This window comes from Sphaerisporangium sp. TRM90804 (assembly GCF_029846175.1).
GTDB lineage: Bacteria > Actinomycetota > Actinomycetes > Streptosporangiales > Streptosporangiaceae > Sphaerisporangium.
The window spans coordinates 81,629-101,013 of sequence record NZ_JARWAC010000013.1 but is presented as its reverse complement, the minus strand read 5'-3'; the positions used below and the strand labels follow the sequence as shown (position 1 = coordinate 101,013).

Genomic DNA, 19,385 nt, shown 5'->3' with positions numbered 1-19,385 from the left:
GGCGTGCGCGGCCGCACTAGGCGCCGGCGCGGACGCGGCCCGGGGTCTGCCAGGCCGCCTCCAGCTCGGCTCGCTTCTTGACCGGCTCCCACCACCACCGGTTGTCCCGGTACCAGCGCACCGTGTCGGCCAGCCCGCGCTCGAAGGGGACCTCCGGCGCGAAGCCCAGCTCCTTCTCGATCTTCGTCGAGTCGAGCGAGTAGCGCCGGTCGTGCCCCTTGCGGTCGGCGACCCACCGCACGCGGTCCCAGCTCGCCCCGACGCCGTCGAGCAGCCGCTCGGCCAGCTCGCGGTTGCTGAGCTCGCGGCCGCCGCCGACGTTGTAGATCTCGCCGGGGGCGCCGTGCGTGAGCACCAGGTGGACGGCGCGGCAGTGGTCGGAGACGTGCAGCCACTCCCTGACGTTCATGCCGTCCCCGTACAGCGGGATGTCCTGGCCGTCCAGCAGGTTGGTGATGAACAGCGGGATGATCTTCTCGGGGAACTGGTGGGTGCCGTAGTTGTTGGAGCACCGGGTGACACTGGTCGCGAGGCCGTGCGTGCGGTGGTAGGCCTGCACCAGCAGGTCGCTCGCGGCCTTGGAGGCCGCGTAGGGCGAGTTGGGGCTCAGCGGCCAGCTCTCGGTCCAGGAGGTGTGGTCGATCGACCCGTACACCTCGTCGGTGGAGACGTGCACGAAGCGGCCGACTCCCGCCCGGCGGGCGCAGTCCAGCAGCACCTGGGTGCCCAGGACGTTGGTCCGCGCGAACGCCGCGGCCCCCGTGATCGACCGGTCGACGTGCGACTCCGCGGCGAAGTGCACCACGGCGTCGTGCCCGGGCAGCAGGCTCATGACGAGGTCCTCGTCGCAGATGTCGCCGCGGACGAAGGTGAGCCGGAAGGGGTCGAAGCCCAGGTTGTCCAGGTTGCCCGCGTAGGTCAGCTTGTCCAGCACGGTGACGTGGGCGTCCTCGGTCCCCGGGTAACGACCGGCGAGTATGGCGTTCACGTAGTGGGAGCCGATGAAGCCCGCACCACCGGTGACGAACAACCGCACATCCATCTCCCTTCGTCGGACGTGCACGACCAGGCGTCCGGGCCGGCCGTGGTGACGAGGCTCGCGCCGCCTCTTCGAATCCGGTTCGAGAACCGCTGAACCACCGGCGCGCCGGGCGGAGCGGACCCGCGCCGCCGCGTCCCCGTCCGGCCCGCCCCGGGCCGCCCGTCGCCGCAGGCCGGGACGCCGGACGCGGGGCCCGCGGGCGGCCCCGGCGGGGCGGCAGGCCCGGACCTTCGAGCGTTCTTCGAAGCGCGATGCGCACACTCGACGGCGCAGGAACCCTTCGCCCCCGAGCGAGAGGCGGCGCCCATGCCGGCAGACGAGGTCACCACCCGACTCCCACCCGACACCCGCACGGGAACCGAGCCGCTCACCACCCGACTCCCACCCGACACCCGCACGGGAACCGAGCCGCTCACGCCGGACGCCTCCGAGGGCGAGGTCACGACACGCTTCCCGCCGGACACCCCCGCGGGGCCCGAGCCGGGGCCGGGGCTGGCGGCTCTGCGGGAGCGCGCGGCGGTCGTGCCGGTGTCGCTGCCCTCGGGGGCGCGGGCCTGGCTGGTCACCCGCCACGAGGACAACCGGCGCTTCCTGGCAGACCCGGTCTTCAGCCGGGCCGCGGCGGCGTCCGCCGCCGCGCCGCGCCTGCGCCGCGTGGCCCTGGAGGCGGCCTCCATGACCACGATGGACCCGCCCGAGCACACCAGGATCCGGCGGCTGGTGGCCCAGGCGTTCAGCCGGCAGAGCGCCGAGCGGCTGTGGCCGCGCGTGGAGCGGACGGCCGACACCCTGGTGGCCGACATGGCCGCCGCCGGCCCGCCCGCCGACCTGGTGACCGGCCTGGCCCGCCCGCTGCCGTTCACGGTCATCCGCGAGCTGCTGGGCGTCCCGGACTCCGACCACGCGCTCTTCCACGGCTGGGCCGCCGCGCACCTGGAGGGCACCGACGAGGAGGCGGCCGGCCGCCTGCACGGCTACCTCGCCGGCCTGGTTGCCGCCAAGCGCGAGGCGCCGGGCGACGACCTGCTCAGCGTCCTGGTGAACGCGCGCGAGGACGACCGCCTGAGCGAGCGGGAGCTGGCCGCGCTCGGCGTGACGCTGCTGGTGGCGGGCTACGAGACCGTCGCGAACCTGGTGGCCGGCTCGGTCCAGGCGCTGCTGCGCCACCCCGGCCAGCTCGCGGCGTTGCGGGCCCGGCCCGAGCTCATGGACGGCGCGGTCGAGGAGCTGCTGAGATACGTCCCGATCTCGGTGAGCGGCGGGACGATGCGGGTCGCCACGCGGCCCGCCCGGCTCGGCGGCCGGAGCATCGCCGCGGGCGAGGCGGTGCTTCCGGCGACGGTCTCGGCCAACAGGGACGCGCGGGTCTTCGACGAGCCCGACCGGCTCGACCTGACGCGGGCGCCCAACCCGCATCTGGCCTTCGGGCACGGCCCGCACCGCTGCCTCGGGGCCCACCTGGCCCGTGTCGAGCTGCGCGCGGCGCTGGCCGCGCTGCTGCGGCGGATGCCGGACTTCCGGCTGGCCGTGCCCGACGACCAGGTGTCCTGGCGCGTGACCGGCATGCTGCGCGGCCCCGAGGCGCTGCCCTTGGCCTGGTGACCCGGGCGGGCGCGGGCGCCCCGGCGCCGGGCGAGCATGCCGCCCGGCCCCCGATGCCTCCGCCGCCGTGGCGCCCCTGGGCCGGTGCGGGCGGGCGCCCCGGCCCGGCCGGCGCCGGCCCCGCTCCCCGCCGCCTGATTCAGGGGCGTGACGGAGCGAGACACACCCGGCCGCCTGGCTCAGTCGCGTGACGGAGCGAGACCCGCCTGGCCGCCTGGCTCAGTCGCGTGACGGAGCGAGACCCGCCTGGCCGCCTGGCTCAGTCGCGTGGCGGGGCGAGACATGCCCCGGCCGCCGCCTGGGGCAGGGGCGTGGCGGAGTGAGGCACGCGCCCTGGCCCGCTACGCGGGGGTACCCGGGGCGGGCTCGCGGGGCGGGGCCCCGCGCGCCGCCGGGCGGGGTCAGCAGGCGCGCAGTCCTTCCAGGAGGGTGCCCATGGCGTGGTCGCAGAGCAGGGCGCGGGGAAGCTCGAAGAAGCGGTAGTACACCTGGCCGCTGGCGTCCGGGCCGAGGCGCTGGACGAAGTGGACCTCGGCCAGCTTCTCCAGCAGCCGGTCGGTCGCGTCGCGCCGCTGGCTGAGCAGGATCGAGGCTCCGCGCGCGGTGAACGACCGGTTCGCGAACAGGCTCAGCCACCGGGCGGCCGACCGGTCGGCCTCCGGGAGCCGCTGGTAGGTCGCCTCGAACTGGGCGCGGACGTCGAAGTCGCTGGAGCCGAGCTGGCTCAGGCGCCTGCGCTCGTCGACGAGCTGGGCGGAGAACCGGTCCAGCGACAGGGCCGGGACGGCGGCCAGCCGAGCCCCCGCCGCGCGCACGGCCAGCGGGAGGTTGTCGCAGAGCTGCACGATGCGCTTGGCCGCCTCGCGGCCGCGGCTCACCCGTTCTCGCCCGACGATGCCGGCGAGCAGGTCCACGCTCTCGTTCTCGGCCATGACGCCGACCTTGATGGCACAGGTGCCGGGCAGGCCCTCCAGCGGGCCCCGGGAGGTCACCAGCACCCCGCAGCGGTCGCCGCCGGGCAGCAGCGCGGCCACCTGGTCGGCCGAGGCGACGTCGTCCAGGACGACGAGCATCCTGCGGCCGGCGCAGTGCCCGCGGAACGCTTCGGCGCACTCGGGCAGGCTGTCGGGCATGTCGGTGTCGTGCACCCCCATGGCACGCAGGAAGCCGCGCAGGACGTCGCCGTACGGCACGGGGTCGTCCTCGGAGCCGCGCAGGCTGGCGTACACCTGGCCGTCGGGAAAGCGGGACCGCACCCGGTGGGCGATGCGGACCGAGCACGCCGTCTTGCCGACGCCCGGCATGCCGACGAGCTGGACGATGTTCGACCGCTCCGTGTCCTCGCCGGTGAGCACGGCCTCGGCCATGCTCACCACGTCGCTCCTGGCGGTGAAGTCGGCGATGTCCGGGGGGAGCTGGGACGGTGGCCGGGGGCCGCGTTCGACGGTCACGGCCCTGGCGGGCGCGGGGACCTGCAGGTCGAGGGTCGGGTCGGCGCCGAGGATGCTGTGCTGGAGGCGGCGCAGGTCGACCGACGGCTCCACGCCGAGGTCCTTGACGAAGGCCTTGCGCAGCCGCCCGTAGGCGTCGAGCGCCTCGCACTGGCGCCCCGATCGGTACAGCGCCAGCATGAGCTGCTGGTAGAACGCCTCGTGGTAGGGGTGGGAGGTGGTCAGCGCCTTGAGCTCGCTGATGAGCTCCCTGTGCTGGCCGCACCGCAGGTCGGCCTCGATGCGCAGCTCCAACGTGCGCAGGCGCCCCTCCTCCAGGCGGGTGACGTGCGCTTCGAGCAGCCGCCCGGTCTGCACGTCGGCGAGGGCCGGGCCGCGCCACAGGGCGAGCGCCTCGGCGAGCCGCGTCCTGGCCTGCTCGGCGTCGCCGCCGCGCAACGCCTGACGGCCCTTCTCGGCGAGCGCCTCGAACCTGAACAGGTCGACGCTTTCGGGAGGCGTGTGAACGATGTAGCCGGAGGGTTTGGTGACGAGGATGTTCTCGGCGAGGTCGCTTTCGTGCCCGAAGGTCTTGCGAAGCAGATAAATGTAGGTCTGCATCGTCGTCATCGCGCTGCGCACGGGCTCGTCGCCCCACAACTCGTCGATCAGCGCCGCCGTCTGCACGATCTGGTTCGGATGGAGAAGCAGCAGGCACAGGACTCGGCGCAGTTTCGGAGCTGAGGGGGTTATGTCAGAGCCGTTTGAGACTATCTCAAGACCCCCCAAGATCTTAAATTCCATGATCCATCCTCCCGTGACACCGTCTTCAGGCCGTCCGACGTCACCAGTCGTCGCCATGTCTGGTTGACGAAACCGATCCAGTGGTGAGAAAAGAACGGCGGCCGGCCCGTCGGACGCGGCGTTGCACCTCGACGCGTCCACGCGCCATTCATGGCCGAATAACGTGGTTCAAGCTGCGAAGGTCGGAGCGCACCGGCAGGCGCGGGTGTTTTCGGGCGCAGGCCATCGCCTCGTAATGATCTTTCACTCTTTACGGGGGCGACGGTGAGCCTTTCCCCTGCCCCTCAAACCTGCTACCCAAAGGCAGTTCATACGACAGGGTGTGACCTGTCAATAGGGTTGGCAGAAATTCGAACTCCGATGTCGGAGGCGCGGTCAGCACGTTTCCCGCCAGGGGCGCGACCGTAGCTGCGCACCTACTCCCCGTAGCGCTTTGTCGGCGGGAGGCCGAACGGCGGCCACGGCACCGGCAATGCCTATTACCAATGCCACGGAAATCATTGCCATACTTCTTGGAAAACTTATGTTCATATTCCACCACCACACCCCGCGCGAGAGCCCTGCGCGGACTCGCCACGACGCCGCGCCCTCGGCCGCCGAGGCCGCACCGGGCCCCGCGCCGCGGGACGCCGGCGGCCAGGGGTCGCGCGGCGGGGCGAAGAAGCGGCGTACGCGGGCGCGGCCCCGCGCCACGTTCCCCGCATCACGCGACACTTCTTGACAATCACGTTGACTCCGCGCGACGAGTACTCAACCGGCGTGTCCCCCGCAGCGAAGGCACGCCGACAACGCGGAGATCGTCGCCGTTCCACTCCAATTCCACCCGGACCGCGCCCCGCAGCCGCCGCCCCACCGCCAGTACGACGCCCGCCGCCCGGCGGACCTGCCAGTCCTGCAGGCAGGGCACTTCGCGCAACCTGGCGGGCACCTCGACCTCGTGCACGCCGCCCGCCGTCGGGACGGTCATCCGCGATTTGACCCCCGCCTCGGCGTGCGCGGTGCGCGGTCCGTCGCGCTCCACCACGAACAGGTCGGCGGCCGTGTCGTCGCGTTCTCGCAGGCCCCAGGCCGCGCGCATGGTGACGGGGGTGTCCGCCCCCGGGCGGCAGTCGGCCGACGCGACCATCCACACCTCGGGCGCCCGGAACGACTGGACCAGCACCGCCACCGGCACGGAGGGGCCGCCCGGCCCGGCCCGCCACCGCAGGAACGGGCCCGCGCACTCGATCACCGCCTCGGCGACGGCGTCACGGTCGACGTTGTGGAAGGAGAGCGCGCGCGGCGGGCGCGGGCCGCCCTCCCGGTGCGGCGCCACCGCGAGGGCCCGGACACGGAAGCCGTCGAGCGGCCCCGGAGCCGGTGCGGGCCACGCCGCCAAGGCGCGGCGCACCAGGGCGAGCGGCCGGTCGGAACCCGCCCACCCGGCCACCGGCGCGACGCTGAGGCAGAACCCGGAAGGGACTCCGAACGAGGGCGGCAGAGCTCCGAGGAAGGCGGCCTCCGGTCCGACGACACGGGGGTCGAGGGGGCGCGGGCCGCCGAGCCAGTGGACGGCCCCGTCCAGATCCACGGCGTCCGACCCGTCGTCCATTCGCTTCCTCCTTCGGCAGGCCCTTGCAGCGGCAGACGTGGGCGGGAGCCGACACCGCACGGCACGCCGAGTGAGCCTGGTGAACAATTAAGCACGCACACCCGAACCCACTGAATATCTTTACAAGAAACCTAACACAGTGACAACCGGAAGGCAGAGGAATGCGATATTGTCGCCCATTACTAAGACGCATGAATTGCCGGTATCCCTGTCATGGCGCGCGACTTCCGCGCACGGCGGCGCCCGCCGCCCGGCATGATCGCCCGCGGGCCGCGTCTCCGCCGGTATTCACCCGCCCCGCGCACGCCGCCGATGCTCGGCGTCACTCGCCTGAACGCGCGCCCACGTGCCGACGGCGGCATTCCGGCGCCGCCCGGCGGCCGGCCTCGCCCGCGCCGCCGGCGCCGACGGCGGCCGCTCCCGGGGGGTGAGGGCGCACCGAGGTTCAGGATCCCTGCAGCCCGACGGCCGCACGCGTCCCCGCCGAGACGCGTTCCCACACGTAAGCCCTGCTCAGCGGCGCGAACGCGTAGTGCAGCTCCCCGCTCGGATCGCGGCCGCTGACGCGGACGAACCGGTGCTCGACCAGGCGGACGATGGCCGACTCGGCCGCCGCGACGCCCCAGCCCAGCAGGTGGGAGACCCGGTGCGCCGTGAAGCCGGTCAGCCGCGCCGTGCCCAGGCGGCACAGCGCCTCACGCTCCGCCTCGCCCAGCCGCAGGTAGCCGGCGTCGTACCCGCGCCGCATGTCGAGGTCGCCGTGGCTCAGCTCCGCGAGCCGGCGCGCCGGCCCGGTGAGCCGGTCGGCGTAGTCGCGCAGCGACAGCTCCGGCGAGGCCAGCAGCCGCGCCGCGGCGCCGCTCAGGGCGAGCGGCAGGTCGTCGCAGAGCCGGGCGATCCGCCGCACCTCGTCCGGCGCCTCCTCGGCCCGCCGCCCGAGCATCGTGGTCAGCAGCCCGACCCCGTCGTCGGCGCTCAACGTGTCCAGCTCGACGACGTGCGCGCCGGCCAGGCCGTACATGCCGCTCCGGCTCGTGACGATCACCGCGCTCTCGGAGCAGCCGGGCAGGAACAGGCGCGCCTGGGCCGCGCTCCGCGGGTCGTCCACCACGATCAGCGCGTTCCGGCCGGTGATCCAGGTGCGGAAGGCGGCGCTGGCCTCCTCCGCGCGGCGGTGCCCGCGCGGCGCTCCCAGCGTGCCGAGCAGCTCGTCCAGCACCGCCACCGGCTCGGCCGGCGAGGCGCCGGAGCCGCCGAGCGCGACGAAGTGGACGCCGCCCCGGAAGCGCGGGCGCAGCCGGTGCGCCAGGTGCACGGCCAGCGCGGTCTTGCCCACGCCGGGGACCCCGGCGAGGGAGACGATCGGCGTCGCCCCCCCGCCGCCGGGCCGCTCCAGCAGCAGCCGCTCGACGGCGCCGGCCACCCGCTCGCGGCCGACGAGGCCGGGCGGGTCCGCCGGCAGGCGGGTGGAGGCGGTGGCGCCGCGCGCGGCGACGTCCGGGGAGACGGGGGCGGGGACGGCGGCGGGCGCGGGCCGCCGGCCGGGCGTTCCCGCGCCGGTGGTCAGGTCGCGGTACAGGCGCTGCAGGACCGGCGAGGGCTCCAGGCCGAGGTCCTCGGCGAACGCCTGGCGCAGGCGCCGGTAGACGGCCACGGCCTCGGCGGGGCGACCCGACAGGTGCAGCACCTTCATCAGCTTGGCGGCGAGCCCCTCGTGCAGCGGGTTCACCGCCAGCAGCCGCTCCAGCTCGTCGACGAGCTCGCCGTGGCGGCCGAGCCTGAGCTTGGCCTCCACCCGCCATTCCAGCGCGCTCAGGCGGCTCTCCTCCAGGCGCGCCACGTGCGCCTTGAGCGGCTTCCTGGTGCCCATGCCGGCCAGGGGGCGTCCGCGCCACAGGGAGACGGCCGCGTCCAGGGCGTCGGCGGCGGCCTCGGCGTCCCCGGCGGCCAGCCGGGCCCGGCCCTCGTCGCTGAGCTCCTGGAACCGGCACAGGTCGAGCGTCTGGGGCGGGACGACCATCTGGTAGCCCTGCGGGCGCGTCCGCAGCAGTCCCTTGCCGTCCTCGCCGTAGCCGCCCAGCAGCGTCTTGCGCAGCTTGTAGACGTAGGTCTGCAGCGTCGAGGCGGCGCTCGCGGGCGGCCGCTCGCCCCACAACTCGTCGATCAGCTCGCCGACCTGGACCACCTGGTTGTGCCGCATGAGCAGCAGCCCGAGGAGTCCCCGCAGCTTCGGCGTCTGCGGAGTGACGTCGCCGGCTCCGTCCATGACGCGCAACGGGCCCAAGACATAGAACTCCATGTCACCCTCAGCATGGTCCGGTCACGTCGGGGCCGGGCGGCGCGAGCGCCGGCCGGCCGCCGATGGACGGTCGGTGGCAGGCGAAACAGTGCGCGGCCTCGCTCGAGCCTCGATCGAGCCGCTCTCGCCTCCTCAGGTTCAGGCACACTCGACCGCCCGTCCAGTGACATCCGTCAGTATGAGCGGCGCGCCTCCGCAGGCGCCGCGACGGTCACACCGGAAGAGATGAAGGTCAGCCTCGTCATGAAAGCTCTCGTCCTGGCCGGAGGCCGCGGGATCCGCCTCCGCCCGCTCAGCCACACCATGCCCAAGCAGGTCATCCCGGTGGGGAACCGCCCGCTGCTGTTCTACGGCCTGGAGGCGATCCGGCAGGCCGGCGTCGCCGAGGCCGTCGTGGTCGTCGACGCCCGCGACGGCTCGGTGCGCAGGGCCGTCGGGGACGGCGGCCGCTTCGGCCTGCGGGTCTCCTATGTCGCGCAGGACGCGCCGCTGGGCACCGCCCACGCGGTGCTGGCGGCGCGCGACCACCTCGGCGACGCCGACTTCGTGCTGTTCCCCGGCGACCGCATGGTCTTCGGCGGCATCGGAGACCTGGTCGAGGCCTACCGGGCCGACCGGCCGCACGCGCTGCGCCTGACCGGCGCCCGGTCACCGGGGGGCGAGCCCGCCGACACCGGCGTCTGCGTCCTGTCCCCCGTCGTCCACCAGGCCGTCCGGTCGATCGGCCCCGACTGGTCGAACCGGCGGGAGATCGGCTCGGCGCTGCGCTGGCTTCGGGAGCACGGCCACGTGGTGCGCGACCACGTCTCGGCCGGTCAGTGGGAGGACGGCGGCGTGCTGGAGGGCCTGCTGGCCGCCAACCGCGCGGTGCTGTCCGCCCGCCGGGCCGAGGTGCGGGGCATGGTGGACACCGACAGCGAGCTGGTCGGGCAGGTCGTCGTGGAGGAGGGGGGCTCGGTCGAGCGGTCGCGGGTGGTGGGGCCCGCGCTGATCGGGCCCGACGCGGTGGTGCGTGACAGCGTCGTGGGGCCGTACACCTCGGTCGGCGCCGACTGCGTCGTCGACGGCGCCTCGGTGGGCGACTCGATCCTGATGGAGGGCGCGGAGCTGCGCGACCTGCGCGGGGTGCGCGGCTCGGTCATCGGCAGGAACGCCAGCGTGGGGCCGGCCGTGCCGGGCGGGCGGGGCCATCGGCTCGTCGTCGGGGACCACGCCGTGGTGACGGTGGAGGTTCCGGGGCACGGCGGTTGACGCGTCCTCCAGCCCGCTTCGAGCCCCGGGCGTCAGGATGCCGCCATGCGGGTACTGATGACATCGGTCTGGTCCACCCACTTCCTTCCCATGGTCCCCACCGGCTGGGCGCTGCGCGCCGCCGGCCACGACGTGCGTGTGGCCGTCCAGCCCGCGCACGCGGACGTCGTCGCGACGTCGGGCCTGCCGCTGACGGTCGTGGGCCGGGACGTCGAGGTGATCCGCCGCCGAGGCGGCGACGGCGCCGCCGCGAACGGGGGCGCCCGGGCGGCCGGCGCAGGCCCGGCGGCCGGTGACGGTGACGGCCAGGCAAGGGTCGGCGGCCAGGCGAACGGGAACGGCGATGCCCCGGCGTCCGGTGGCGCCCGCCGGTCCGGCGGCGACGGCTCCGGCGCGGGGAAGGGCGGGGGCGTGCCGCGCGAGCGCATCGTGCGGGCCGTCGGGACGTTCGTGGGGGTCGCCGACGCCATGGCCGACGACCTGGTGGGGCTCTCGCGCGCCTGGCGGCCGGACCTCATCGTGCACGACCCGCTGACCTTCGCCGGGCCGCTGACGGCGGCGGTGCTCGGCGTGCCCGCCGTGCGCCACCTGTGGGGGGCCGACATGACGGCGGGGCAGGCCGACACCCAGGCGAGCCTGCTCGCCGAGGTCCCGCTGTTCTGGGAGCTGCTGGAGCGGTTCGGGCTGTCGGAGCTGGAAGACCTGGGCACGCTGACGCTGGACCCGTGCCCGCCCAGCGTGCAGCTCCCCGCCGCGCTCCCCCGGCAGAACGTGCGCTTCGTCCCCTACAACGGGCCGGGCGTGCAGCCGCCGTGGGCCGCCGGGCTGCCGCCCGCGCCCCGCGTGTGCGTCACGTGGGGCAGCACGGTGGCGCGGTTCGCCGGGCAGATCCCCTTCCCCGCCGGACGGGCGGTGGAGGCGGCGGTGGCCCTGGGCGCCGAGGTGATCGTCGCCACCACCTCCGACCAGCTCCCCGCGCTGCCGGACGGCGTCCGGGTCGCGGAGTCGGTCCCGCTGCACATGCTGCTGCCCGCGTGCTCGGCGATCGTGCACCAGGGCGGCGGCGGCACCACGCTGACCGCGCTGCGCCACGGCGTCCCGCAACTGGTGATGGGGCAGCTTCCCGACCACGCGTTCCACGCCTCGCGGGTCGCCGCGGCCGGCGCGGGCATCGCGCTGGACCCCGCGCTGGCCGAGCCGCAGGCGATCCGCGAGGCGCTGTCGGCGCTGATGGGCGACCCGTCCTACGGCGCGGCGGCCGGGCGCGTCCGCCTGGAGATGGCGCGGCAGCCGGCGCCCACGCAGGTCGTGGGCGTCCTGGAACGTCTCGCCGCCTCGGGCGCCGAAGCCGCCTGACGCGGGCCCGCGGTGCTCCTGTTATGGGGCGGCCCGCAGGGTCCGCCGCTGTCGCGGGGCCGGGGCACCGCACGAGATCGGACGCCCCTTGAGATCAGGCCGCCGGAGGCCAGGCCGCCGCCCGACACCGGGGCTTGGTCAGCCGGGCAGGGGGGCGCCGGCGTACTCGTCCACGTACCTGTCGAGCACGCGCTTGTAGTAGTCGGGGCCGAAGCCGAAGGCGGCGACGCCGGGCAGCAGGCGGCGCAGTTTGGCGATGGAGACCGGGGCGGCCGGGTACGGCACCGGCGGGTCCACCACGCGGCGCGCGGCGAAGGCGCCGAGCCGCCGCTCGATGTGCCCGACGATGTGCTCGACCGGCACCGAGACGCCGCTCGCGACGTTGACCACCTGCCGGGACACCCCCAGGGCGAGCAGCCGGTCCAGGACGGCCGCCATGTCGGCGATGTCGACGAGGTCGCGCCGGGCGCCGCGGTAGACGGTCACCGTGCCCGACCTGATGCCGTTGACCAGCACGGGCAGCAGGCCGTTCGCCCGCTGGTGCGACCCGATCAGGTTGCTGGACCGCAGCACCAGGTAGTCCACCCCCGAGCGCGCGAGCACGCTCTCCAGGGCGAGGTTGTGCCTGCCGTAGGCGCCGCCGGGGTAGACCGGGCCGTCCTCGGTGCCTGCGCTCTCCGGGCCGCCGTACATGGCGGCCGACGCCGTCGAGAAGAAGACGAGCTTGCCGCGTTCGCGCACGCAGCGGCGCACGACGTCGTACAGCAGCGCGGCCTCGCGGCCGAACTCGTCCTCGCCGCGCACCACCGAGTTGGGCACGCCGACGGCGAAGGCCACCACGCCGTCGTGCTTGTGCGCGAGCTCCGCCAGGTTCCGGGCGATGAAGCCGCGGCCGACGATCTCCACGTCGCTGTCCTAACTGTCGGGCGGCCCGCTCACCCGGCGGCGTTCAGGCAGGCGACCAGGCTCCGGGCCTGGACGTTGAGGTAGTGGCTGTGGCGCAGCAGGCCGGTGAGCTGCCGCAGGGTCATCCACTCGAAGTTGGGCGGCACCTGCGTGTACTCGTCCTGACCGGCCTCGATGAGCATGTAGCGGGTCTGGGCGTGGTGGAACCGGCCGCCCTCCTCCGACAGCACCGCCGAGAAGCGCACCTTGCCCGGGTCGGCGGTGAGCACGTCGTGCAGGAACGGCGGCCAGCCCGAGAGCGGGATGTCGCGGTAGTTCGAGGGGTTGCACAGCACGGTGGGCGCCAGCTCCACCACGTCGACGAAGCCGGGCTCGACCCGCGCGTGCGCCAGGACGTGCAGCACGCCGTCGATCCGCTTGCCGACGAAGGCGGCCACGCCCTGGCCGCTCGGGGCGATCAACGGCTGCGTCCACCGCGCGACCTCGCGGTTGCTGGTGCGCACGGCCACCGCGAGGACGCTGAAGTACTTGCCGTCCTGGTGGCTGATCTCCTTGTCGGTGCGGTACCAGCCGCTGACCTCGGCCAGCGGGATGCGGTTCACCGAGGTGTGGTAGGCCGTCTTGACCTGGGTGAACCAGTTGAGGATGTGGGCGCCGCCGCGGTGCGGCCGGCCCTCGCCGCGCAAGGAGCGCCGGACCGCGTCGCCGAAGGAGTCGCCGCCGGGGGCCGCCGTGTCCATCCAGTCGGGGACGGCCACCGGAAGGCACGACAGCACCGACCGCGCGTCCATGTTGACGAGGTTGTCGACGCGCAGCAGCCGCCACACCTCGTCGAGCGGCAGCCAGCGGAAGTCCTCCTCGGCCTGGACGTCCTCGCCGACCTCGACGATCATGTTCCGGTTGCGCTTGCGGTAGAACCACACGCCCTGCTCCGACTGCAGGACGTCCACGAGCACCTTCCCGCGGCTGGGCGCGACGAAGTAGTCGAGGTAGCGCGTCCCCTGGCCGCGGTGGACCCGGGTGTAGTTGCTGCGCGTCGCCTGGACGGTCGGCGAGAGCTGCAGGTCGTTGACGTTGCCCGGCTCCATCTTGGCCTGCATCAGGCAGTGCAGGACGCCGCCCACCCGCTTGACCAGGATGCCGAGGATGCCGAACTCCGGCTGCAGGATGATCGGCTGCTGCCACTCGCGCACCGGGCCGTAGTCGGACCGCACGTGCAGGCCCTCCACGGCGAAGAACTTCCCGCTCTCGTGCACGAGGTTCCCGGTCACCGGCTCGAAGTGCCAGCCGACCATGTCGCCGAACGGTATCCGCTCGACCTCGAACACGCTGCTCCGGCGGCGTTCGACCAGCCAGGAGTCGAGGTCGGCCGCGATGAGTGGCGCCGCAAGGGTCTCTGCCATGCCCCCGAACCTGCGGAACCGGACTCGTGGTGCGCTCGAAAGCGGCTCGTCGGCCGGCGGCCAGCCCGCTTCGAACCCCCCTCGAGCGGCGCGCCCGACGATGTGAGGCCGCCCCTTCTGCGAGGAGTGAACATGGACGGACTCCGCATCGGCGTGCTGGGCTGCGCCGACATCGCCTGGCGCCGGACGGTGCCGGCGATGCTCGCGAGCGGCCTGCGCCTGGTCGCGGTCGCCAGCCGGGACGAGGACAAGGCGCTCCGCTTCGCCCGCCGGTTCGGCTGCGACGGCGTCCGGGGATACGAGCGGCTGCTGGAGCGCGCGGACGTGGACGCGGTGTACGTGCCCCTGCCGAACGCCCTGCACGCGGGGTGGGCGGAGGCGGCGCTGGAGGCCGGCAAGCACGTGCTCGTCGAGAAGTCCTTCACCGCCTCGGCCGTGACCGCCGAGAAGCTGACCGGGCAGGCCGCCGCGCGCGGGCTGCTGCTGATGGAGAACTTCGCCTTCCTGCACCACTCCCAGCACCAGACCGCCCGCCGCCTGGTCGCCGAGGGCGCCGTCGGCGAGCCGCGGCACGTCATCGCCGAGTTCGCCATCCCGCCGGGCGACCGGGCCGCCATCCGCTACCGGCCCGAGCTGGACGGCGGCTCGCTGATGGAGACCGGCACCTACACGGTGCGGGCCGCGCAGCTCTTCCTCGACCCGGGCCTCACCGTCGCCGGGGCGGTCCTGCAGCAGGAGGCGGGCGGCGGGGTGGACGTCGCCGGCTCGGCCCTGCTCTACGACGCCATGGGCGTGACCGCGCAGTGCGTGTTCGGCATGTCGCACATGTACCGCTGCGCGTACAGCGTCCTGGGCAGCACGGGGAAGCTGACCGTCGACTGGGCGTTCACGCCGCCGCCGTCCGCCCGCCCGGTGCTCAGGCTGGAGCGCCAGGACCACCGCGAGGAGCGGGTGCTGGCCGCCGACGACCAGTTCGCCAACATGGTCAGGCGGTTCGCCGAGGACGTCCACCGCCCCTCGGCCCATCGCGACCACGCCGCGGACATCGTCCGGCAGGCCCGGCTGCTGGAGGCGGTCAGCGCCGCCGTGCGGCTCGTCCGCAATCCGTGACCGGCCACCCCATCCACCCACGATCGAGGACGAGCCATGGCGACCTTCTCCTTCCTGCCCTCCCCCGTCCCCGGCCACGTCAACCCGACGCTGGCCATCGCCGCCGAGCTGGCCGAGCGCGGCCACGAGGTGACCTACCACCTGCCCGAGGAGTACCGGGCGCAGGTCGAGCGTCCGGGGGTGCGCCTGTCGCCCATCCACCTGGACATGCGGCAGAGCTACCGCCGGTACGCCGACCACTACACACGCTTCGCGATGTTCCCCGCGTGGCTCACCGCCGAGGCCGAGCACGTGCTGCCGCAGGTGCTGAAGCAGCTCGAAGGCGCCAGGCCGGACCTGATCCTCTACGACATGACCTGCGTCTGGGGGCGGCTGCTGACCAAGATCTTGCCCGGCCCCGCCGCGCTCCTCCTGAGCAGCTACGTGAGCAACGAGCACTTCTCCCTCATGGGGAACGCCCACTACGCGCCGCTGCGGGAACGGCTGGCCGACTCCTTCGGGGTGATCACCCCGGTGATGGAACGCGTCAACAGGGCGCACGGCATCCAGGAGAGCCCCGGGGGGCTGTTCGCGCGCGACGAGAAGGTGGTGCTGGTGGTGATGCCCCGGGCCTTCCACCCCGCCGGCGACACCTTCGCCGACCCGGTGACGTTCGTGGGAAGCTGCCTGCGCCCCGAGCCCGCCGGGCCCGACCCGGTGCTCGACGGCCTCGACCCCGGCAGGCGGGTCGTCTACGTCTCCATCGGCACGGTGCACAGCCTCTGGGACGAGATGGTCCAGACGGTGTGCGCCGCCTTCGACGACGGCTCGTGGCAGGTCCTGCTGTCGCTGGGCGACCACACGCCCGCGAGCGCGCTGCCGGCCAACGTGATCGCCCGGCCGTCGATGCCGCAGCTGCGGGTGCTGCGCGCGGCCGACGCCTTCGTCACGCACGGCGGCACCAACAGCGTCGTGGAGGCGATCGCCCACGAGGTGCCCATGGTGGTCGTCCCCATGACGCCGGAGCAGGAGGTCACGGCCGACCAGGTGTCCGCGCTCGACCTCGGCGTCCAGCTCGACCACCGGACGGTGACGCCGGCCGCGCTGCGCTCGGCCGTGGAGAAGGCCGCGGGCAGCGACGAGGTGCGGCGGGCGCTGCGCCGCATGCGCGCCGAGCAGGAGGCGGACGGCGACCACGTGGCCGCGGCCGACCTCCTCGAACGCACGGCGGCGTCCTCCACTCCGGCCGGTGCCGGAGACAGGGCTTTGTGAAGTTATGACATTCACCACTACAGGCGATTCGCCGTCGACGTTTAGGTGGAGATGTGGCTGAAACCGTAATCTCGCTCACCGATCTGAGAAAGTCGTACGGCTCGGTGACCGCCGTCGACGGCCTGGACTTACGCATAGAACGCGGCCAGAAGGTCGCCATACTCGGGCCCAACGGCGCCGGCAAGTCCACCCTGCTCAACATGGTGCTCGGTCTGCTGGCCCCGGACTCCGGAGAGCTCAGCGTGCTCGGCGGCTCGCCGAAGACCGCCCTGACCAAGGGCCGCATGGGCGCGATGCTGCAGGACGGCGGCCTGGTCGACGAGGTGACCGTCGGCGAGATGGCCCGCGCCATGGCCGCCCTGTACCCCAAGGCACGGCCGGTCGAGGACGCCCTGGCCATCGCCGGGCTCTCGGAGCTGCGCGACCGCCGGGTGGGACGCCTGTCCGGCGGCCAGAAGCAGCGGGTGCGCTTCGCCATGGCGCTGGTCGGCGACCCCGAGCTGCTCATCTTCGACGAGCCCACCGTCGGCATGGACGTCGAGGGGCGGCGCGACTTCTGGAAGGAGGCGTCCTCCCTGACGGCGGGCGGCGACACCGTCATCTTCGCGACCCACTACCTGGCCGAGGCCGACTCCTACGCCGACCGCGTCGTGCTGCTGGCCAAGGGCCGCGTGGTCGCCGACGGCAGCATCGCCACCATCAAGTCGCTGGTGCCGTTCAAGGTCGTGGAGTGCACGCTGTCGATCGCCGACGTGAGCGTCATGAACGACCTGCCGGGGGTCACCTCCGCGCGGACGCGCGGCGAGCGCGTGATCCTGCACTCGACCGACTCCGACGCCACGCTCCGCGCGCTGATGGACAAGTATCCCGACGCGCACGAGTTCGAAGTGGGAGGCGTCGACCTCGAGGACGCCTTCGTCGCGCTGACCCACGGGGAGGGCTGAGGTGGCCGCGTTCCTCCGGCTCGAGCTGATCCGCCTGGTGCGGACGCCGACCTATCTGATCTACCTGATCATCTTTCCCGTCGTGATGTACCTGATGTTCGTGCACGTGCTGAACGTCGGCGGCCCCAACCCCGGCCAGGCCCGCAGCTTCTACATGATCTCGATGGCCACCTACGGGGCCATCGGCATGGCGCTGTTCAGCGCCAGCCGCATCGCGCTGGAACGGCAGATCGGGTGGACGCGCACGCTCGCCGTCACCCCGCTCGCGCCGCGCACGTACGTGATCTCCAAGCTGCTGGCCGGCACCATCGCCGTGCCCGCGGCCGTGGTGCTCGTGCTGGCCTCCGGCGTGCTGCTGGGCGGCGTGCGCCTCACCCTCGCGCAGTGGGTGCTGATCGTCGCGCTGCTGTGGCTGGGGTCGATCCCGTTCGCGGCGCTCGGCGTCGGCATCGGCTACGTGACGAAGGTGGAGTCCTCCCAAGGGCTCACCGTCGGCCTGTACTTCACGCTCGCCATCCTCGGCGGCCTCTGGTACCCGGTCGAGCTGTTCCCCGCGGCCGTGCGCACCATAGCCGAGTACTCCCCCGCCTACTTCGCGGGCGACCTGGGCTGGCGGGTCGTCGCCGACCAGGCCCCGCGCCTGAGCTCCATCGGGGCGCTGGCCGCGTGGGCGCTGATCTTCGGCGTCTTCGCCGTCTGGCGCTACGGACGGGCGGCCCGCTGACCGTCCCCCAAAGACCATGTTTCCGCTGCTGTGTCAGCAGGTGATCCGTCCGCCCCGCCGGCGGGCGGGTCACCTGCGCCGGTTCTGACGCACCGCCTCGCGGCCGTCGCGGCCGATCCGCTCTCCCGGACGCGCTACGAGGCGTCCCCGCGAACCCCCGCACACGCCGATCCCCGCGCGCCCGGCCCTCCGGCCGGGTGCGCGGGGATCTCACGCGCGCGAGAACGGGCCCGTGTCCCCTTCCCTCGGGGGGACACGGGCCCGTCGTCCGTCAGGTGCCCTGGTGCGAGGTCCCGGCCACCTGCCGGGCGTCGGCGCCCACGCGGGCCGCCGGCACGCGGGTCCGCCGGGAGCGCGGGCCGTCCCTGAACTCGTGCAGGGACTCGATCATGTAGTCGGCCATCGGCCGGGTGATGCCGGGATAGACGCCGATCCAGAACGACTGGGTGGTGATGAAGTCGCTGTTGGTCAGGTCGCCCGCGACCCGGAAGACGCGGTCGCCGTAGGCGGGGTGGCGGGTGAGGTTGCCGCCGAAGAGCTGGCGGGTGCCGATCCGGCGCGCCTCCAGGAAGTTCAGCAGGTCCCTGCGCTGCACGCCGCTCTCGGGCCGGATGGACAGGACCATGCCGAACCAGCTCGGGTCGCTGTCGGGCGTCGGCGAGGGCAGGATGAACAGGTCCTCCATGTCGGCCAGGCCCTCGCGCAGGTGCCGCCAGTTGCGCCGCCGGGCCGCGCCGAACTCCTCCAGCTTGTCGAGCTGGCTGAGGCCCAGGGCGGCCTGAAGGTCGGTGCTCTTCAGGTTGTAGCCGACGTGGGAGAAGGTGTACTTGTGGTCGTAGCCCAGGGGCAGGCTGCCGAGCTGGTAGTCGAACCGCTTGAGGCACCTGTTGTCCTCCCCCGGCTCGCACCAGCAGTCGCGGCCCCAGTCGCGCATCGACTCCACGATGCGCGCCAGCTTCGGGTTGGCCACGGCGACGCAGCCGCCCTCGCCCATGGTGATGTGGTGGGCCGGGTAGAAGCTGGCCGTCGACAGGTCGCCGAACGACCCGGTGGGCCGGCCGCGGTAGGTCGAGCCCACGGCGTCGCAGTTGTCCTCGATGAGCCACAGGTCGCGCTCGCGCGCGATGCGGACGATCTCGTCCGCCTCGAAGGGGTTGCCGAGGGTGTGCGCCAGCATGATCGCCCTGGTCCGCGGGCCGATGGCCGCCTCGATGCGCTCGGGGGCGGCGTTGTAGGTGCCGATCTCGACGTCGATGAAGACCGGCACCATCCCGTTCTGCAGGATCGGGTTGACGGTCGTCGGGAAGCCGGCCGCCGCGGTGATCACCTCGTCGCCGGGACGCAGCCTGCGCTCCTCCAGCTGCGGCGAGGTCAGGGAGGCCAGCGCGAGCAGGTTCGCCGACGACCCGGAGTTGACCAGGTGGGCCCGGCCCGAGCCGATCACGCGGGCGAACGCGCTCTCGAACCTGCGCGCGCTCTTGCCCGCCGCGATTCGCATGTCCAGCGCCGCCTCCACCAGCGCCGCGCGGTCGTTCTCGTCCAGCACGGCGCCGGAGGGCAGCACGGGCGTCACGCCGGGCGTGAACGTCGCGAAGACCTCGGACTCGCGGTGATATTTCCGGACCTGCTCCAGGAGGAGCGATCCCTTCTCATCGATCATTACGTGCGCCTC

The 19,385-nt window shown here is 73.5% G+C and carries 14 protein-coding genes; 7 read left to right on the top strand and 7 right to left on the bottom strand.

Features of this window, described 5'->3' with window-relative positions; all coding sequences use genetic code 11:
- Nucleotides 1-16 precede the first annotated feature (16 nt).
- The gene (gene rfbB, locus PYR91_RS17390; RefSeq protein ID WP_279780907.1) at nucleotides 17-1,036 is read right to left on the bottom strand and encodes a dTDP-glucose 4,6-dehydratase; all 1,020 of its coding nucleotides are present in this window, start codon (nucleotides 1,034-1,036) and stop codon (nucleotides 17-19) included.
- A gap of 312 nt (nucleotides 1,037-1,348) precedes the next feature.
- On the opposite strand from rfbB, the gene PYR91_RS17385 reads away from it, so the two are divergent.
- Complete coding sequence (locus PYR91_RS17385; protein WP_279780906.1) at nucleotides 1,349-2,644, top strand: cytochrome P450; 1,296 nt, start codon at nucleotides 1,349-1,351, stop codon at nucleotides 2,642-2,644.
- A gap of 401 nt (nucleotides 2,645-3,045) precedes the next feature.
- Here PYR91_RS17385 and PYR91_RS17380 read toward each other — a convergent pair whose 3' ends face one another.
- The 3 genes from PYR91_RS17380 to PYR91_RS17370 form a co-directional block, all read right to left on the bottom strand.
- Nucleotides 3,046-4,878, bottom strand: a complete 1,833-nt coding sequence (locus PYR91_RS17380) for an AfsR/SARP family transcriptional regulator (protein WP_279780905.1) — start codon at nucleotides 4,876-4,878, stop codon at nucleotides 3,046-3,048.
- A 724-nt stretch (nucleotides 4,879-5,602) separates the two neighbouring features.
- Nucleotides 5,603-6,469 carry a hypothetical protein gene (locus PYR91_RS17375; protein ID WP_279780904.1) on the bottom strand — a complete coding sequence of 289 codons (867 nt, stop codon included), beginning with the start codon at nucleotides 6,467-6,469 and terminating at the stop codon, nucleotides 5,603-5,605.
- A 445-nt stretch (nucleotides 6,470-6,914) separates the two neighbouring features.
- Nucleotides 6,915-8,768 carry a BTAD domain-containing putative transcriptional regulator gene (locus tag PYR91_RS17370; RefSeq protein ID WP_279780903.1) on the bottom strand — a complete coding sequence of 618 codons (1,854 nt, stop codon included), beginning with the start codon at nucleotides 8,766-8,768 and terminating at the stop codon, nucleotides 6,915-6,917.
- Nucleotides 8,769-9,011: 243 nt separating this feature from the next.
- Here PYR91_RS17370 and PYR91_RS17365 point away from each other — a divergent pair, with 243 nt between their 5' ends.
- A complete protein-coding gene (locus tag PYR91_RS17365; RefSeq protein ID WP_279780902.1) occupies nucleotides 9,012-10,019 on the top strand; it encodes a sugar phosphate nucleotidyltransferase in 1,008 nt (335 codons plus the stop codon).
- 45 nt (nucleotides 10,020-10,064) lie between these two features.
- A complete protein-coding gene (locus PYR91_RS17360; protein WP_279780901.1) occupies nucleotides 10,065-11,375 on the top strand; it encodes a nucleotide disphospho-sugar-binding domain-containing protein in 1,311 nt (436 codons plus the stop codon).
- Nucleotides 11,376-11,513: 138 nt separating this feature from the next.
- Here the strand turns inward: PYR91_RS17360 and PYR91_RS17355 are convergent, their stop codons facing one another.
- Together PYR91_RS17355 and PYR91_RS17350 are read right to left on the bottom strand one after the other, a co-directional pair.
- Entirely contained in the window at nucleotides 11,514-12,281 is a 768-nt protein-coding gene (locus PYR91_RS17355; protein ID WP_279780900.1) for an NAD-dependent epimerase/dehydratase family protein, read from the bottom strand.
- Nucleotides 12,282-12,310: 29 nt separating this feature from the next.
- The gene (locus tag PYR91_RS17350) at nucleotides 12,311-13,684 is read right to left on the bottom strand and encodes an NDP-hexose 2,3-dehydratase family protein (protein WP_279780899.1); all 1,374 of its coding nucleotides are present in this window, start codon (nucleotides 13,682-13,684) and stop codon (nucleotides 12,311-12,313) included.
- 132 nt (nucleotides 13,685-13,816) lie between these two features.
- On the opposite strand from PYR91_RS17350, the gene PYR91_RS17345 reads away from it, so the two are divergent.
- From PYR91_RS17345 to PYR91_RS17330, 4 genes are read left to right on the top strand one after another with little or no spacing between them, the layout of a single operon-like run.
- Nucleotides 13,817-14,794: a Gfo/Idh/MocA family oxidoreductase gene (locus PYR91_RS17345; RefSeq protein ID WP_279780898.1), complete on the top strand. Its 978-nt coding sequence runs from the start codon at nucleotides 13,817-13,819 to the stop codon at nucleotides 14,792-14,794.
- Between the two features lie 36 nt (nucleotides 14,795-14,830).
- Nucleotides 14,831-16,045 carry a macrolide family glycosyltransferase gene (locus PYR91_RS17340; protein WP_279780897.1) on the top strand — a complete coding sequence of 405 codons (1,215 nt, stop codon included), beginning with the start codon at nucleotides 14,831-14,833 and terminating at the stop codon, nucleotides 16,043-16,045.
- 53 nt (nucleotides 16,046-16,098) lie between these two features.
- Nucleotides 16,099-16,989, top strand: coding sequence for an ABC transporter ATP-binding protein (locus PYR91_RS17335; protein WP_279780896.1), 891 nt, complete (start codon nucleotides 16,099-16,101; stop codon nucleotides 16,987-16,989).
- 1 nt (nucleotide 16,990) lies between these two features.
- Nucleotides 16,991-17,713: an ABC transporter permease gene (locus PYR91_RS17330; RefSeq protein WP_279780895.1), complete on the top strand. Its 723-nt coding sequence runs from the start codon at nucleotides 16,991-16,993 to the stop codon at nucleotides 17,711-17,713.
- A gap of 271 nt (nucleotides 17,714-17,984) precedes the next feature.
- Here PYR91_RS17330 and rfbH read toward each other — a convergent pair whose 3' ends face one another.
- Nucleotides 17,985-19,373: a lipopolysaccharide biosynthesis protein RfbH gene (gene rfbH, locus PYR91_RS17325; RefSeq protein ID WP_279780894.1), complete on the bottom strand. Its 1,389-nt coding sequence runs from the start codon at nucleotides 19,371-19,373 to the stop codon at nucleotides 17,985-17,987.
- Nucleotides 19,374-19,385 lie beyond the last annotated feature (12 nt).

What these genes read in the sequence shown, in the direction of transcription:
- PYR91_RS17385 (WP_279780906.1), top strand. Translation starts at nt 1,349, where the DNA reads ATGCCGGCAGACGAGGTCACCACCCGACTCCCACCCGACACCCGCACG.
- PYR91_RS17380 (WP_279780905.1), bottom strand. Translation starts at nt 4,878, where the DNA reads ATGGAATTTAAGATCTTGGGGGGTCTTGAGATAGTCTCAAACGGCTCT.
- PYR91_RS17375 (WP_279780904.1), bottom strand. Translation starts at nt 6,469, where the DNA reads ATGGACGACGGGTCGGACGCCGTGGATCTGGACGGGGCCGTCCACTGG.
- PYR91_RS17370 (WP_279780903.1), bottom strand. Translation starts at nt 8,768, where the DNA reads ATGGAGTTCTATGTCTTGGGCCCGTTGCGCGTCATGGACGGAGCCGGC.
- PYR91_RS17365 (WP_279780902.1), top strand. Translation starts at nt 9,012, where the DNA reads ATGAAAGCTCTCGTCCTGGCCGGAGGCCGCGGGATCCGCCTCCGCCCG.
- PYR91_RS17360 (WP_279780901.1), top strand. Translation starts at nt 10,065, where the DNA reads ATGCGGGTACTGATGACATCGGTCTGGTCCACCCACTTCCTTCCCATG.
- PYR91_RS17350 (WP_279780899.1), bottom strand. Translation starts at nt 13,684, where the DNA reads ATGGCAGAGACCCTTGCGGCGCCACTCATCGCGGCCGACCTCGACTCC.
- PYR91_RS17345 (WP_279780898.1), top strand. Translation starts at nt 13,817, where the DNA reads ATGGACGGACTCCGCATCGGCGTGCTGGGCTGCGCCGACATCGCCTGG.
- PYR91_RS17340 (WP_279780897.1), top strand. Translation starts at nt 14,831, where the DNA reads ATGGCGACCTTCTCCTTCCTGCCCTCCCCCGTCCCCGGCCACGTCAAC.
- rfbH (WP_279780894.1), bottom strand. Translation starts at nt 19,373, where the DNA reads ATGATCGATGAGAAGGGATCGCTCCTCCTGGAGCAGGTCCGGAAATAT.